Raw genomic sequence first — 16,917 nt, 5'->3', positions numbered from 1 at the left:
TAATAAGTCTGTTTTTTTATTAATCTTCAAATTCAAATTCACTAAAGAAATCCATATCGCTGTCTTTTTCAAATTTAACTTTATTATCCGTATCATCATCTTTAGACTCAGCCGTATAATCTTTTTCCGAAGCGAAAATATCGTCAAAAGAATCCTTATTATCAATTATTTCATCTTTGTCAAATGTTTCCATAGGAATAAATTCTTCAACGACAGCTTTTTTCTTTACAGGTTTTACTTCCTCTTCCGTTTCATCTATAATTTCGTTTGCTTCATCAGAAATAACATCATCTATATCTTTAATATCTTCAGTATTCTCGATATCTTCATACTCTTTATTATCCTCAACAGGTAAAACTTCATCTTGCTTTTCTTCAAAAGCATCCTCTTCCATATCCTGCTCTTGATTACTTGTATCTTCAGTAATATCCATAGATAAAGATTCATCTTTATCTATATCTAAATCAGAAACAAAACTTCCTTCAGCATCGACATTTTCATTAACATCAATCTCATCAGGCTGTATGATGTTTTCTTCATTGTTTTCATCCAAAATAGCATTATTATTTTCTTTTTCTGTAATTTCTTTCATAAGTTTTTCTTTGGCAATAGTAAGTTTAGCTAAATCTTTCAAAAACTGATCAACCATTTTTTCACTTGTTGCAAAAGAAGTACAAAGTCTTATTACACTTTTTTCTTCATTTAATTTTTCCCAAATTTCAAAAGCATATTTTTTTGAAATTACTTTTAAAATATCATTTGGAAGTATAGGAAATACTTGATTGGTTGCTGACATTGAATAAAAACCGTAACCTAAGTTTCCTATTCCCAAAGTAAGTTTATTTGCAAGCCTGTTCTCATGTTTACCGATTTCAAAGTAAAGACCGTCTTTGAACAACTCAATAAACTGAACTCCCATCAGTCTTCCCTTTGCAATCATCGCACCGTTTTGCTTTATATGATATCTGAAATCAACATTTAATTCTTTATTATTTATAACTAAAGCTTCTCCGAACATCGCTCCCATTTTTGTTCCACCAATATAAAAAGCATCAGTTAATTTCCCCAAATCTTCCATTGTAACGTCGTTATCTACGCAAGTAAGAGCAGAACCGAGTCTGGCACCGTCTACATATAAATACATCCCGTATTCATCACAAACTTCTCTTAATTCACAAAGCTCTTCCTTTGAATAAATTGTTCCAAGCTCAGTAGGATTTGATATATACACCATTTTAGGCTTTACAGTATGTTCTCTTGCCTCATCTTCAAAATGAGCCTTAGCCATTTCTCTTATACCATCAGCATATATTTTACCGTTAACTTCTTCAATAGTCATTATTTTATGTCCTGTTGATTCAATAGAACCTGTTTCGTGCACATTTATATGTGCAGTAGAAGGAGCAATAACCCCCTCATGAGCTCTTAAAGAAGCCGATATAAAAGCTGTATTTGTAGCAGTTCCCCCTGACAAGAAATGAACACTACTGTCAAAGTTTCCTATGTAATTTTTAATTATCTCTTCTGCTTCTTTGCAGTATTTATCAGTACCATATCCGTCTGTTTGCTCAAAATTGGTTTTTATAAGAGCAGCCAATATATTTTTATGGGCACCTTCACTGTAATCATTTGTAAAACTATACATTTTAAACCCCTCATACTTTCTTTTTTCTCATAACTATTCATATTATATAATATCGAAAATATATATTTTTTACAAGCAAAATCGTAAAAAAAGACAAGTTTCGTCAATAAAAAAGTGTATCTGTAAACAGATACACTCCCATCTTATGTAATTTATATATAGTTTAAAGCATTGTTAAGTCTTAAAATAACTTCATCTTTGCCAAGTATACTAAGTATGTGAGTCAAGTCAGCTCCATGCATAACCCCGCTTATAGCTATTCTGGTAGGCATATATAGAGCTTTACCTTTTATTTTAAATTCTTTTTGAATTGATTTAAGGCTTTTATTTACTATTTCAGGAGTAAGAGAATCTTCTTTTTCAAACAAAGAGATAAGATTTTCAAATAAAATTTTATTTGTTTCAATACTCATTACTTCTTTTTCTTTATCATCCAATTTGTTTAAATCTGCCTTTAAATATAATTCTTTTGTAAGAGATACACATTCTTCCAGATAATTTAATTTGTCTTTTATTGCTTCTGTAATATACATCAGTACATTTTCATCTGTATCGGCATCTATTAAACTTTCTTTCAATAAATAAGGTTTTATCAATTCTAAAATATCTTTATCGGATTTTTCTTTAATATAATGAGCATTTACCCAGTTCAATTTTTCTGTATCAAACACAGCCCCTGCTTTAGTAACTCTTTCGATGTCAAAATCTTTTATCAATTCTTCCATCGTAAGGATTTCTCTTCCTTCAGGATCAGACCAACCAAGAAGAGCAATATAATTAATCAACGCTTCCGGCAGATATCCTTTTTGTATAAAATCCTCTACAGCAACAGAATCGTGTCGTTTACTTAACTTTTTCTTATTTTTATTAAGTACCGTAGGAAGATGAGCAAATTTAGGAGGCTCCCATCCCAAATAATCATAAAGAATAATATGTTTAGGAGTAGAAACCAACCACTCCTCTCCTCTTATAACATAATTTATATCCATCAAATGGTCATCAACAACAACAGCAAAATGATAAGTAGGAAAACCGTCAGCCTTAATTAGAACCTGTTCATCAATATCATTTGTATTAATCGTGACTTTTCCTCTGACTTCATCATTAAAAGTAATATCTTTATTTTCAGGAAGAGCCATTCTTATTACATAGCTTTCTCCGTTTTTTATTCTCTCTTCAGCTTCTTCTCTGGATAAATTTTTACATTTACCGTCATATTTCGGAGTTTGCTTATTTTTTACTTGCTCTTCTCTTAAGCTTTCAAGCCTTTCTTTATTACAAAAACAATAATATGCTTTTCCTTCATCCAAAAGCTTATTTATATATTTTTTGTATATATCAAGTCTGTTTGATTGAAAATAAGGACCTTTTTCACCGAACTCAACAATCTTACCATCCTGTAACATAGGACCTTCATCATGCTTAACACCGCAAAATTCCAACGCTTTAATCAAGTTTTCAACAGAGCCCTCTACATATCTGGTTCTGTCGGTATCTTCAACTCTTAAAATATAATCACCGTCATTATGTTTTGACCATAAATAGCAATAAAGAGCCGTTCTAAGTCCTCCTATATGCAAAAATCCGGTAGGACTTGGCGCAAATCTAGTTCTAATATTCATAAACAAATTACTCCTTAATTATTTTTCCGTCTTGCCAAAGTCTTTCAAGACTGTAAAATTCTCTTTCCTCTCTTAAGAAAATATGAATAACTATATCACCGTAATCCAAAAGTATCCATTTCGAAAGCTGAATACCTTCCTTACCTGTAGTATACAGTCCTTTTTCTTCGGCCTTTTCCTCTACAAATTCACATACCGCTTTTGCTTGTCTTTCACTTCCTGCCGTTGCTATAATGAAAGCATTTGCTTCAGCAGTTAAATCCGTAACGTCTACGGCATATATATCAGTCAACTTTTTCTCTTCAAGTAAATCTGTAAAAAATTTTGTCTTTTCTTTATAATCCATACTACACCTAACTATTTAATATTTATTATACCTTTAAGGTAACATCATATCCTATTAAATCTTTATTCTTTTCAAGAATAGGATTAACATCTTCGTTAACAAATTCAACAACCTGATTAACAGCTCTTCCTACGTACTTTTCAGGTTTCAAAATATCATGAATCTCACTTAATTCTAAATTAAAAGCAGAATCAGATGCAATTCTTTCAAGTAAATCATTTGATTTTCCTTCTTGTTTTACTCTTTTACTTGCTTCCATTGAATAAACTCTGATTTTCTCATGTAATTCTTGTCTGTCTCCGCCTCTTTTTACTGCTTCCATCAATATATTCTCTGTTGTCATAAATGGAAGTTCAGCCATTATATCTTTATGAATTACTTTTTCATTTACAACAAAACCACTTGCAATATTGATTGCAATTTGAAGAATCGCATCACAACACATAAAGCTTTCCGGTATAGAAATCCTCCTGTTTGCAGAATCATCCAAGGTTCTTTCAAACCATTGTACACTTGCAGTCATTGCAGGATTTACTTGATTGGCAATAATATGCCTTGCAAGAGAACATATTCTTTCACTTCTCATAGGATTACGCTTATATGCCATGGCCGATGAACCAATTTGATTTTTTTCAAAAGGTTCTTCAATTTCTTTCAAGTTTTGAAGAAGTCTTACATCCGTAGCAAATTTATGTAAACTCTGAGCAATACCCGCAAGAGCATTCACAACTCTACTGTCAAATTTTCTTGGATAAGTTTGTCCTGTAACAGTAAAATCAGTATCAAATCCCATTTCTTTACAAACAAATTCATTTAATTTTTTTATTTTTTCTTCGTCATTGTTAAATAAAGACATAAAACTTGCTTGTGTTCCGGTAGTTCCTTTTACACCTCTCATTCTGAAAGTAGAAAGGACAAAGTCAACCTCTTCATAATCGAGAAGTAAATCTTGAATCCAAAGCGTAGCTCTCTTTCCTACCGTTGTAAGCTGAGCCGGTTGAAAATGAGTAAAACCCAAAGTAGGCATATCTTTGTATTTTAAAGCAAATTCACTCATTACTTTAATTAAATTTACAAGCTGCTTCTTTATAAGTTCCAAAGCTTCCTTAAATACGATTAAATCTGTATTATCACCAACATAAGCACTCGTAGCACCAAGATGTATAATTCCTTTTGCTTCAGGAACTTTATCTCCGTATGTATGAACATGAGCCATTACATCGTGCCTGAATTTATTCTCATATTCTCTTGCCAAATTATAATCAATATCATAAATATTTTCTTCCAAAGCTTTGATTTGTTCATCTGTAATATCAATCCCCAAAGCTTTTTCCCCCTTTGCAAGTGCTACCCATAACTTTCTCCAGGTAGAAAACTTTTTGTCAGAGGAAAAAATATGAAGCATCTCTTTACTCGAATATCTTTCAATTAGTGGATTTGTATAAATATCTTTACTCATTTCTATTCTCCTATTTTATTTCATTTATAAATTCTTTAAATAATTTTAATCCCTCTTTTATATCATCCATACTCGTCGCATATGAAAATCTTATAAAATCATCCGCACCAAAGCCTATTCCCGGTATTACCGCAACATATTTACTGCTTAAAAGTGCATCTGCAAAATCAATAGATCCGTTAATTTGTTTACCTTTGTATTCCTTACCGTAAAAGGCCGAAACATCTGCAAACACATAAAAAGCACCATCCGGATTTATAGGCTCGACTCCGTCAATATTCATTAAAAAGTCAAGCATGTACTTTCTTCTTTTATCATATTCTTTAACCATATCATAAACAATGTTTTGATCAGCTTTTAACGCTTTTATGGTAGCATATTGAGATATACTGCTTGGATGAGATACACATTGTCCCTGAATTGTATTCATTGCCTTTACAATCTCTTTGTTCGCAAGAGCATACCCTATTCTCCATCCTGTCATTGCATAAGATTTACTTGCTCCATTTATAGTAATCGTGATGTCTTTTATTTCATCCGATAAAGAAGCAATAGGAGTAAATTGTTTATCATTATAAAGTAACATTTCATATATTTCGTCACTTAAAATGTATATTCCTTCTTTAACACATACATTAGCAACTTCCTTAAGTTGCTCTTTTGTATAAACAACGCCTGTCGGATTGGATGGATTATTAAGCATTATAACCTTTGATTTAGGTGTTACTACAGCTTCAAGTTCTTCTTTTGTCAAAATAAAATTATTTTCTTTCTTTGGATAAACAAATACAGGTTTTCCCCCTGCAACCTTTACCATTTCAGAGTAACTTACCCAGTATGGAACCGGTATTATAACCTCATCTCCATCACTTAATAGAGCCTGAAGTGCAGTAAACAGTGAATGCTTTGCACCTGAAGAAACAATAATTTCACTTTCAGGATCATAATCCAAAGAAAATTCATTTTTGTATTTTTGACTTATCGCCTCTCTTAAGTCGATAAGACCCTTAACATCAGTATATCTGGTAATTCCCTTTTCCATTGCTTCATTAGCTGCATCAATAATTACTTTTGGAGTGTCAAAATCTGGTTCTCCCGTACCGAAAGAATAAACCTTTTTCCCTTCTCTTTTTAGTTTATTTGCTTTTGAAGTTATAGCAAGTGTCATAGACGGTGATATTTTATCTAATTTGTTTGATAATGATTTTTTCATAAATTCCTCCTATAATATTAACATTGAGTCACCAAAACTAAAAAATCTGTACTTTTCTTTTATTGCTTCTTCATATGCTTTAATTATATCATCTTTGCTGTAAAAAGCACTTATTAACATGAGTAAAGTCGATTTGGGTAGATGAAAATTAGTTATCAAATGATCTACCACATTAAATTGAAATCCCGGATAAATAAATATATCCGTATTCATACTTGTTGCTTTTATTTCAGAATACTTTTTATAACAACTTTCAAGTGTCCTCACTGTAGTTGTTCCCACAGCATATATGTCTTTGCCCTTTTTCTTTGTCTCATTTATAATCTTTGCGGTTTCATCACTTATTACAAAAAACTCACTGTGCATTTTATGCTTTGTTATCTCTTCTTCTTTAACAGGTCTGAAAGTACCAAGACCTACATGTAAAGTAACGTAACAAACATTTACACCTTTTTCTTTTATTTTTTCTAAAAGCTCATTGGTAAAATGAAGTCCGGCTGTCGGCGCAGCTGCAGAGCCTTTATCTTTCGAGTATACCGTTTGATATCTTTCATCATCATCCAATTTCTCTTTTATATAAGGAGGCAATGGAACAGTACCTATTTTATCTATATAAGAAAATATATCTTTACACCCGAAAAATCTTACTTTTGCCAGGCCTTCATCGTGTTTTTCGATAACTTTCATTGATAAATTATCATCAAATTTTACAACACTGCCTTCCTTAAGCCTTTTTGCGGGTTTTATCATGACCTCAAACATATCATCCACAAGAGGCTTTAATACAAAAGTTTCTATTTTTGCACCGGTTATTTCCTTTACCCCAAAAAGTCTTGCGTGAAAAACTTTGGAATCATTAAGAACCAAAGTATCACCTTCATTTAAGTAATCTATCAAGTCATAGAAATGTTTATGTTCTGTCTTTTTTGTTTCTCTGTTTAAAACCATAAGCTTAGAAGAATCCCTTTTTTCAATAGGAGTCTGTGCAATAAGCTCTTCCGGTAAATTATAATTAAAATCACTTGTCTTCATTAATTAATCTTCTTCCGTTTCAAATATTGATTTAGTAAAAGCGTCTTTACTTGTAAAAGGAACTCCCAAATAATCATAAGCAAGCTTTGTGGCTATTCTGCCTCTTGGAGTTCTGTTTATAAACCCCAATTGAAGCAAATACGGTTCATATACATCTAAAATTGTATCTTCTTCCTCTCCTATTACCGCAGAAAGAGTATTAAGACCTACAGGACCTCCGTCAAACTTATTTATAATGGCATTCAATATTGCAATATCACTTCCGTCAAGTCCGTTTTCATCAACATCGAGTAACTTCAATGCCTCAGTTGCAATATTCTTATCAATCAACAACGCATTTTTTACCTGAGCATAATCTCTTACACGCTTTAAAAACCTATTTGCGATTCTTGGAGTCTGTCTGGAACGTATAGCTATTTCTTTTGCTCCTTCTTCATCTATATCTATATCCAAAATACCGGCACTTCTTTTTATTATTTCAATCAGCTCCTCTGTTTTGTACATTTCTAACTTGTTTAAAACGCCAAATCTATCTCGAAGAGGAGAAGAAAGAAGCCCTGTTCTCGTCGTGGCACCTATTAGAGTAAAAGGCGCAATAGGAATTCTGACAGATTTTGCACTGGGACCTTTTCCCATTACTATATCGAAAGCATAATCTTCCATTGCAGGATATAAAACCTCTTCTATAGATCGATTAAGCCTGTGTATCTCATCAATAAACAAAACATCGTTTTTCTTTAGCCCTGTCAGTATTGCTGCCAAATCACCCGGCTTTTCTATTGCAGGTCCGGATGTTACTTTAATCGAAACACCAAGTTCATTTGCTATAATATTTGATAATGTCGTTTTTCCAAGTCCCGGAGGACCATAAAGCAAAACATGATCAAGCGCTTCACCCCTTTGCTTTGCAGCAGAAATAAAAACCCTCATCCTCTCTTTTACTGTTTCTTGTCCTACATATTCGTCTAAACTGAGAGGGCGGAGAGATTTATCCTTTTCAATATCCAATTCTGTTTTTTTACTCGTTACAATTCTTGTAGCCATAACGCTCCTTATTCATTAACCTTTTGCAAAGCAAGACTCAAAATATCTTCTATACTCAAATCATCATCAACTGAAATTTCTCTTACTATTTTAGCGGCATAACTTCTATCAAATCCCAAAGAAGTAAGTCCGAGTATAGCCTCATCTTTAAGGTCACTGTTTACAACCTCATTATCCATAGTCATACTCTCAATTTCCGGTAAGTCCGTAAATTTATCCTGCAAAGTAACCACTATTTGCTCCGCAGCCTTTTTACCAACCCCGTTTGCCGTACATAAAGATTTGTAATCTTTATTCATTATTGCATTTATTATCATATTTGGAGAAAGAGCACTGAGTATGCTAAGAGCAATCTTTGGACCTATTTTAGGTACACTTAAAAGCTTGAAAAATATTTCACGTTCGAAAGAAGTGGAAAACCCAAACAAGCTCATATCGTTTTCTCTTACTGCCATATACGTATATACTAAAACATCATTTCTGTCATTAATCAAATCGGTAATAGTATTTTCAGAAACATTAAGTAAAAACCCTATTCCGCTTTTATTCTCTATCGTTAAATACCCATCACGTATATCGGTAATATCACCTTTAATATAATCAAACATCAATTCCCTCTACTCATCAGATTCATGTCTTTCATAGTAACCTATAAGTTTTCTGTTTTCATCTCTTACAGCAACTATGTAGTTATTTTCTTTATGCTTTTCATTGTACCCCATATAGATCTCTGTCAGATTATCATCAGACATAAATCTGTCTATATATTCAAGAGTCAACCTTTTTGAATTTTCATTATGACAATCAAATAAAGATTTACCTATCAAATCTGCCCCACCTCTATGAGCATAACGCTTTAAGGCACTTTTATTCATATAAGTAATAATGTGATTAGTATCAACAAAACAAACAGGATTTTTCTCATTATCAACAATATCCTTAAAAACCATATTAAAATCCATATTTATACCTACCTTTACAAATATTCATCTATATAAACATTACCTTTATTGATAATAGAAATTCTGGCATTTGTCAATGCCGTCAAATTCTCTTCTAATTTTTCTCTCAAAGAAACAGGAACATATACTTTATAACTGACTTTGTCCGTAAAAGTCACATCATCAAGTCTACACTCTGTTTTTCTTAGAAATGTTTCGATTTTACCGTGTAATGAATAATCATAATTTAATTCCAATAAATCAGTCATTACTTTTTTTACAAGCTTCGACTTCTTTATTACTTCTCTCGCTGCTGACGAATAAGCTCTTATAAGGCCGTTTGCGCCAAGCTTAACACCGCCAAAATAACGCGTAACAACAATCAATACATTTGTAAGATTATTATTCTCAATTGCCCCCAGTATAGGCCTTCCTGCAGTAGTTGAAGGTTCTCCGTCGTCACTTGCTTTTTTAATTTCTTTATTTTCCCCTATAATATACGCATAACAATTGTGAGTTGCTTTATAATGTTCTTTTCTTATTTTTTCCAGAATATCATCCGTATCTTCAACCGTAGATACAGGATGTAAATGCGCAATAAATGTTGATTTTTTAATTTCTATGGTATTTTCAAAATTATCGTTTACGGTAACATAATCCATACAAATTTTTCCTATTTTTTTAATTTCTTTGATTAAATATTATAACATAATACTTTTTTTTCTTCAATAAATTAAATCAAACTAAAACATATATAAAACATTAAAAAATAGGTACATAATTTACATACCTATTAACAAACAAAAAATTTTATTATATTTGAACAAGATGATCATCATCCTTTATTTCCATATTATTTTTTAATTTAAAAATTATTTTTCTAAGTTTCTCTCCTAAAAAATATACAACAAATGATAAAAGGAAATCTATTAAAATCGTTAAAATTACTCTTTCTATATCTGAATAATTTACAAACATATAATTCACAAGGTTTATAGCAAAAACTTGTGACAGGTATATAGGTAAAGATGCTTTTCCTAAAAAATAGATAACCTTATTATTCATTCTTCCACTTGATGTTATGCCACTAAATGTAATTATAATTGAAACAAATAATACTAATAAACAATAAAATTCATAATGACGTGAAAATGTACAAAGCATATAAAATACAACACACAAATAACAACATATTTCTAATATTTTTAATATGTTCTTCTTTAGATTGGTAATTTTAATACCTGATAACCATACAGAAATTTCGTGTGCTATAACCCCCATAGATATTTCAATGATTGCCCTAATTATAGACTTATATCCCACAATAGTCCAATCCATAACACCTGTTAAAGAATCATAATAATAAATTAATTGTCCTAACAAGAAAACACATAATATTGGTGCAATTATTTTTACAAAGTTAGAATAATATCTTTTACATATGGGATATAATATAAACATAGAAAGAAACATAGATGAAATATACCATACTACATAATTAGGATTATAAAATGAAATGCCACTCATATAAAAAAGGAAAATGTGTGGAATTGTATCTATAAAGTTCTTTATTATAGCTATTAAGTTATAATTATTAATTACACAAACTTGTATAAATAATAATATAAATGCAACCAAATGATACGGAAAAATACTAACCCATTTTTTAAATAAAAATAACCAAGTATCTTTACCTAAATTATCAAAATTTATTTTTTCTTCTTTATTACTTTTTACTATTGATTTTGCCATTAAAAAACCTGATACCAAAAAGAAAAACTCAACACCCATTGCACCATTCGCAAAAAAAGATATATGTATTCCATTTTTTAAAGATGGTAAACCTCCCAAAATATGTTTTTGAATATGATAAAAAAATACTATCATACAAAAAATAAATCTCAAAAATTCGATTGTTCCATTTTTCTTTTTTTTGTTCATATTATCTCCTTTTATTTTAAATTTTCATGTTATTTTATTCTCTTTTACTAAATATTTTTATATTTGATAATTGATGTAAAATAAATGTATAATTTTTGTGACAAATAAAAATATCACATTATAAAATATGAACGTAATATATAAAGAAATAAAATAAAAAAATAATACATTGATTAATAATCAATGTATTATAATAAATTTGTTACTTATAGTATGATTTTAATTATTCAAATTCAATAAAAAAATTAAATTTTTGTACTGAATAACTTACCTGTTGCAAATATCGATGCCTTTAATATGTTTAAAATATTCTTGTAATCTCTCTATAGAAGAATTCACAATCAACTCCTCAGGGTATTCAGCACTCTCTATAACAGATATTGCATCATCAAAATGTCCTATACTGGAAGAAATATGTGCATCGGAATTTACAATAATCGGAACTTCATACTTTTTACAAAGTTTTACTATTTTCAAACAGTTTTTATCACTTCCCAGACGTTGAACGAATGAATGATTATTAACCTCTACGATTTTGTTATATCTGTTACATTTTGATATTATAGATTCATAATCAAACTTAAAAATTTCATTCCCAAGATGTCCGAAAACATTTATATTTTCATTTAAGAGTGCTTCGTTTAACATATCATTTACATGATTTTTATCTTTAGGATAAAATATTTCTTGATGAAAAGAAGCTATTTTCAAATCCAAATTTTCCATATACTCTTCTGCTAAGTCAACACTCCCATCAGGCATTATATTAAGTTCAATCCCACTTATAAGATATACACCATGCATCCTTCCGGGATTATTTTTGCCAAGACTTCTAAAATGCCAATGACTTGCACCGTCTTCAAGAGCCGGACCATGATTAGTAATTCCAACTACATATAATCCTGCTTTATTTGCCGCTATACAATTTTCTTCAAGAGTTGAAAATGCATGCTCACTTATATTTGTATGTGTATGTAAATCTGCTATAATTTTCATTTTATACCTCTTTTTTTATATATAGATAAAAGACATAAATTCATTATGTCTTTCAATCAAGTATATTTTATTTTATAGTAGCTTTATAATATGAAATTAATTTATTAAAACCATCATCAGGATTAATAACCGGTTCCCAACCTAATAACTTTAATTTATCACAATTAATGTCCACATATTTAACTGGACTATAACTACCTGTATTTTCATTAATATTCAATTCTAATTGCAAATTTTTATTTCCGTTTACATCAAGAATAATTTCCGCAAGATCTCTTATTGTTATTACATTATTTTCATTTGAAATATTGTATGCGGTGCTTTCACCATGTAATAAAACATAAAATAATCCTGAAACAACATCAGAAACATAGGTATAAGCTCTTTTTGTTTTTCCATCAGAATTCATGACAATATTTTCATTATTAATAACTTTTCTACAAAATTCGGATTGCACTCTACTATCTGTTATACTCATTCCAGGTCCATAAGTATGACCAACTCTTGCAATATTTATGTTTAGATTATATTGTTTCATATAACATGCACATAAAGTTTCTGTAGCTCTCTTACCTTCTGAATAACATGATCTAGGGTTTAATACATCTATATATCCACTATCAGATTCTTTAATACTTTCTTTCCCTTCAACACTTCCATACATTTCCGCAGAAGAAGTATACAATGTTGATTTGACATTTTTTTCTTTTGCAATATTAAGCAAATTTTCCATACCAATTACATTTCCCAAAAAAGTACCGACAGGATCATTTTCAAAAAAATATGGGCTTGCTTGACTAACAGTATTGATTATATAATCAATATCAAAGTCTACACTTTTAAATTTTATTAAATCAGAAATAATTAAATCTAAATCTTCACGATTAATATCATCTTCTAAAACTTTTTTTGCTTTATCTATATTTCTTACTAAAGCTTTAATTTTAATTTTATAATCATATAAATCATTTAACTGCAATAATACTCTAACAGCGTACATACCAAGCATACCAGTAGCACCAGTAACCAAAACTGTACTATTTCTTAAATTCTCCCATTTGATATTATTTTTTTTTATAATATCTTTTACATCTTTTAAAATAATGCTATGCATATACACCCCTCTTATATAAGTTCATTTTTTATATCATACATAAATTTAGCCATATGATAATCTTCAATTGTTGTTATTTTTATATTCAAGCGACTACCCATAGTTATTTCTAAATCACCTTTATAGTATTTATAGACAGATGCTTGATCTATGAATACTCTTCCCTCATCCATAGCTCTTTTATTCAATTCATATAATTCATTACCAATAAATGATTGAGGAGCTTGTCCAATTTGTAATAAATCTCTTGGATATATTTCTCTAACTTTTTCATCTTCAACTTTCATAATGGTTTCTACAACTGGATATGCAGTTGAAACACCTCTTCCGGTTTCTCTAACTACTTTTATATTATTAGATACAATTTCTTCTGTTATAAAAGGTCTTACACCATCATGAACAACAACAACAGGATTTTCTTTCTCAAAATTTTCGTGAATATATGTTAATCCGTTAAATACAGATTCATGAGCAGTTTCTCCATTTTCAACAATTTTAATTACCTTTTTTAAATCAAACTCATTGATTAAATCCTTCATATAAGAAATATACTGATTGTTGCATACAATAACTACACCATCAATATCTTTGCATTTTTCAAAAATATCAATTGTATGCACTATAATAGGTTTATCCTTTACATATAAAAATTGTTTAGGAACAGTTGTCTTTCCCATTCTACTCCCTTTACCACCAGCTAAAATTAATCCTATATTCATATTAATTCTCCTTTTACTATTTATTCTTTAATATTTTTTATTACTTCATTATATATTCTTTCACAGTTATTATAATCATGATAATAGAAAAATTCATCTATTCTCTTTCTATATTTATCATTAATTTTACATTCATTCTTTATATTTTCACATAATAAATCTACTAAATCATTAGTATTTGTAACAATTTCACCTAAGCCGTGTTCTTCATATTTATAGATACTTTCTTCATAATGTGGAGGAAGGCTATCAGGATGAAAATAAACAACAGGTTTATACATATATGCAAAATCAAATTGAATACCTGAATAATCCGTTACTAAAACAGCCGCTCTAGTTAACAAATCCTCATAACTAACATCATCAGTCGAGGCAAGAACTTCAACATAGTCATTAGCGTCAAAATCATCTTTCTGACTTGCTATAACTGGATGTACAAGATAGATTATTTTATAATTATGCTCTGATGCATATTTTAACAATTTTTCATTATTTATCAATCCATTATATATTTTAAAATACTCTGTATCTTTAAAACTTTCATTCGCATCACGTTGCTTACCTATTTTAGGTTTACTAGCAAGATCATTTCTCCATGTAGGTGATATTAAAATCATTTTTTCTTTTTTAGAACGTAATCCATCATATCTAGGTAAACCAGTTTTTACAATATTTTTTTCTTTGTAATCATATGAAGGTAATAATAAATTTTTACGCTCAAATTCAGATGTAATAAAATACATTTTAAAACCATCTGCAATTCTATTCATTGAAACAGAAAGGTTTTGCGTAGTCAACCCATGTTGAATACAAACAGAATCAAAATTAAAATAACCCCTAAAATATTTTTCTATCTTATTAAATCCTCCATATATATAAAGTTTAGCATGAGTAGCAAAAACGACATCTGCATTTAAAAATAATAGTCTACTTTTTAAAGTTTTATATGTTACGTAATTTAAATTTTCTTTTTCAAACCTTTTAATATCTACAGCACTTTTATCAAGGAAATAATACTTATCTATATCATCATCTTGTTTCAAAGCATATTTATATAAGTATTCAGCATTATCTCCGCCTTTATATAACTTATCATAAAATATCCATATCTTACGTTTTGAAAATAATCTTTTCGTGAGTAGATATATAAATAGAAATACGGCAACTTTTAAGTGACGTTTTGAAGGTCTAGAAATTAATAAATATTTCAAGTATCCCATAACCTTTGAGAAAACTCTAAATTTAGTTGCCCTTGTAATAATTATATTATTATCTTTAGCAAAGACAAGTCTCTCACCATGTACCCAATAATTATTTATAGAATTACTAAGCTTAGACAAGTATTTTGAAAAGTTTAAAATTAATTTTATATTACCTTCAGGTAAAACAACCATAGGATATATTTGTAGATTATCATTTAAATTATCACCTAAAGGTATTTTAAAACTATAACAATATCTTCGTAATATATTTTTACCAAACAATTTAGAAACATTCAAACGTTCGTTTTTAATACCCTTAATCATTGTACTAGTTTTATTATCTCTATTAACAACATTTATATATATCTCCTGATTGTCTAATAAAACATTATAACTAACATTCGCATCTATATATAAAAACCCGTTATTTATTTCCATCATTTCAATATTAAAGCCTATATTATTAATCATGTTATATATTTCTTCATCGTCATTAACATATGCTTGCACATTGAAATTATCATTATTATCATTATCAATAGCTTTTATATCTATTTTTCTGTCATTATATTTATTAAATGCAAAATATAAAATAAGTTGTTTATTTAAAACAAATAATCTGTTTCTTCTAAAAAGAATACTATTATCTATGTAATTAAATAATATTTTTGTTTGTTTAATAAATGAATTTTTAAAATCATCATCGAATTTAGAATCAGCATAAAGAATTGTATGATTAAACTTAATATAAAAGTGTATTTGATAACAAAAAATAACTTGAATAAATTCAGGTATTTTAGATACACGTCCTATTTGTTTAAATAAAGAAAACCAACCATTAAAAAAAGCTCTATAAAATTCATCATCTAAACTTCTAATATATGTCTTTGAATAACAATGCTCTGTTTTTTCATATAATTTAAAATAATTTGAATCAACCTTATAAAAGGATTTATTTAAAAATAATGAAAAAAATAAAATTGTTTTATAATCACTAATTTCAAATTTTTCGAAAATTTCATTTAACAAATCAGCTCTTATGATAGCAGATGATAATTGAGTCCAAATATTATAGGGTTCATCAATTAAATTAATCTCCCCAAATACTTTAGAACAATTCAAACTTTTATATGTAGTTAAATCATTCATAAAATAATCCTTATTAACTTTATTTAAATCAATAATCGGAAAACAAATTAATCTTTGATTAACATGACGAGATAAAATATTAGAAAATTTACTAGATACTATATCTCCACAGTTTAAAAAAGAAATAAAATGTCTATCATCATTACTAAAATATTTTTTTATTTCTCTACAGAAATTTTCTTCAGAATCCCTTATTATAGTGTAATCTTCCAAATCATTAATATTAATTAAGTCATTATTATTTTTAAAATAAAATAATATAATATTACTTTTCCCAATATTATTTTTATTTAAACTATTAATAGTGTTATTAAAAGAACTCTGATTATAATTTTCTATGTTAATAAATACACTTATCATTTTTACTCCTTAAAATATACTGAAAATACTAAAATATATTATCATAATATACAAAGTTATTCAAGTAAAAGTAAGAATAAAGCCACCGCAAGAAACATAAAAAAAAACCCCGCGACTACCTACCCTCCCAGTCC

The 16,917-nt window shown here is 28.9% G+C and carries 15 protein-coding genes; all 15 read right to left on the bottom strand.

Features of this window, described 5'->3' with window-relative positions:
• Positions 1-19 precede the first annotated feature (19 nt).
• The 15 genes from QZ357_RS09830 to QZ357_RS07145 all read right to left on the bottom strand — a co-directional run bounded on the left by QZ357_RS09830 (position 20) and on the right by QZ357_RS07145 (position 16,783).
• Positions 20-1,645 (bottom strand): aminotransferase class I/II-fold pyridoxal phosphate-dependent enzyme, encoded by a 1,626-nt coding sequence (locus QZ357_RS09830; protein ID WP_366934136.1) that lies wholly within the window; start codon positions 1,643-1,645, stop codon positions 20-22.
• Positions 1,646-1,797: 152 nt separating this feature from the next.
• A complete protein-coding gene (gene gltX, locus QZ357_RS07210) occupies positions 1,798-3,267 on the bottom strand; it encodes a glutamate--tRNA ligase (RefSeq protein WP_290773958.1) in 1,470 nt (489 codons plus the stop codon).
• A 7-nt stretch (positions 3,268-3,274) separates the two neighbouring features.
• Positions 3,275-3,613 (bottom strand): ribosome silencing factor, encoded by a 339-nt coding sequence (gene rsfS / locus QZ357_RS07205; RefSeq protein WP_290773955.1) that lies wholly within the window; start codon positions 3,611-3,613, stop codon positions 3,275-3,277.
• A gap of 25 nt (positions 3,614-3,638) precedes the next feature.
• Positions 3,639-5,072, bottom strand: coding sequence for an adenylosuccinate lyase (gene purB / locus QZ357_RS07200; RefSeq protein ID WP_290773953.1), 1,434 nt, complete (start codon positions 5,070-5,072; stop codon positions 3,639-3,641).
• 10 nt (positions 5,073-5,082) lie between these two features.
• Positions 5,083-6,285 carry a pyridoxal phosphate-dependent aminotransferase gene (locus QZ357_RS07195; RefSeq protein WP_290773950.1) on the bottom strand — a complete coding sequence of 401 codons (1,203 nt, stop codon included), beginning with the start codon at positions 6,283-6,285 and terminating at the stop codon, positions 5,083-5,085.
• 9 nt (positions 6,286-6,294) lie between these two features.
• A complete protein-coding gene (gene queA / locus QZ357_RS07190) occupies positions 6,295-7,317 on the bottom strand; it encodes a tRNA preQ1(34) S-adenosylmethionine ribosyltransferase-isomerase QueA (protein ID WP_290773948.1) in 1,023 nt (340 codons plus the stop codon).
• 3 nt (positions 7,318-7,320) lie between these two features.
• A complete protein-coding gene (gene ruvB / locus QZ357_RS07185) occupies positions 7,321-8,361 on the bottom strand; it encodes a Holliday junction branch migration DNA helicase RuvB (protein ID WP_290773945.1) in 1,041 nt (346 codons plus the stop codon).
• A gap of 8 nt (positions 8,362-8,369) precedes the next feature.
• Positions 8,370-8,969, bottom strand: coding sequence for a Holliday junction branch migration protein RuvA (ruvA, locus tag QZ357_RS07180; protein WP_290773942.1), 600 nt, complete (start codon positions 8,967-8,969; stop codon positions 8,370-8,372).
• A gap of 9 nt (positions 8,970-8,978) precedes the next feature.
• Complete coding sequence (locus tag QZ357_RS07175; protein WP_290773939.1) at positions 8,979-9,323, bottom strand: PAS domain-containing protein; 345 nt, start codon at positions 9,321-9,323, stop codon at positions 8,979-8,981.
• A 14-nt stretch (positions 9,324-9,337) separates the two neighbouring features.
• A complete protein-coding gene (locus QZ357_RS07170; RefSeq protein WP_290773936.1) occupies positions 9,338-9,964 on the bottom strand; it encodes a YigZ family protein in 627 nt (208 codons plus the stop codon).
• 151 nt (positions 9,965-10,115) lie between these two features.
• A complete protein-coding gene (locus QZ357_RS07165) occupies positions 10,116-11,243 on the bottom strand; it encodes an acyltransferase (protein ID WP_290773933.1) in 1,128 nt (375 codons plus the stop codon).
• Between the two features lie 267 nt (positions 11,244-11,510).
• On the bottom strand, positions 11,511-12,239 hold the full coding sequence (locus QZ357_RS07160; protein WP_290773931.1) for a phosphatase: 729 nt from the start codon (positions 12,237-12,239) through the stop codon (positions 11,511-11,513).
• 67 nt (positions 12,240-12,306) lie between these two features.
• Positions 12,307-13,353 (bottom strand): NAD-dependent epimerase/dehydratase family protein, encoded by a 1,047-nt coding sequence (locus QZ357_RS07155; protein ID WP_290773928.1) that lies wholly within the window; start codon positions 13,351-13,353, stop codon positions 12,307-12,309.
• 11 nt (positions 13,354-13,364) lie between these two features.
• Complete coding sequence (locus QZ357_RS07150) at positions 13,365-14,072, bottom strand: IspD/TarI family cytidylyltransferase (RefSeq protein WP_290773925.1); 708 nt, start codon at positions 14,070-14,072, stop codon at positions 13,365-13,367.
• 20 nt (positions 14,073-14,092) lie between these two features.
• Positions 14,093-16,783 carry a CDP-glycerol glycerophosphotransferase family protein gene (locus QZ357_RS07145; protein ID WP_290773922.1) on the bottom strand — a complete coding sequence of 897 codons (2,691 nt, stop codon included), beginning with the start codon at positions 16,781-16,783 and terminating at the stop codon, positions 14,093-14,095.
• Positions 16,784-16,917: the final 134 nt, after the last annotated feature.

Source organism: Anaerofustis sp. (genome assembly GCF_019420015.1).
In the GTDB taxonomy this organism is placed as follows: domain Bacteria; phylum Bacillota; class Clostridia; order Eubacteriales; family Anaerofustaceae; genus Anaerofustis.
This window is presented reverse-complemented; position numbering and strand designations above follow the sequence as displayed.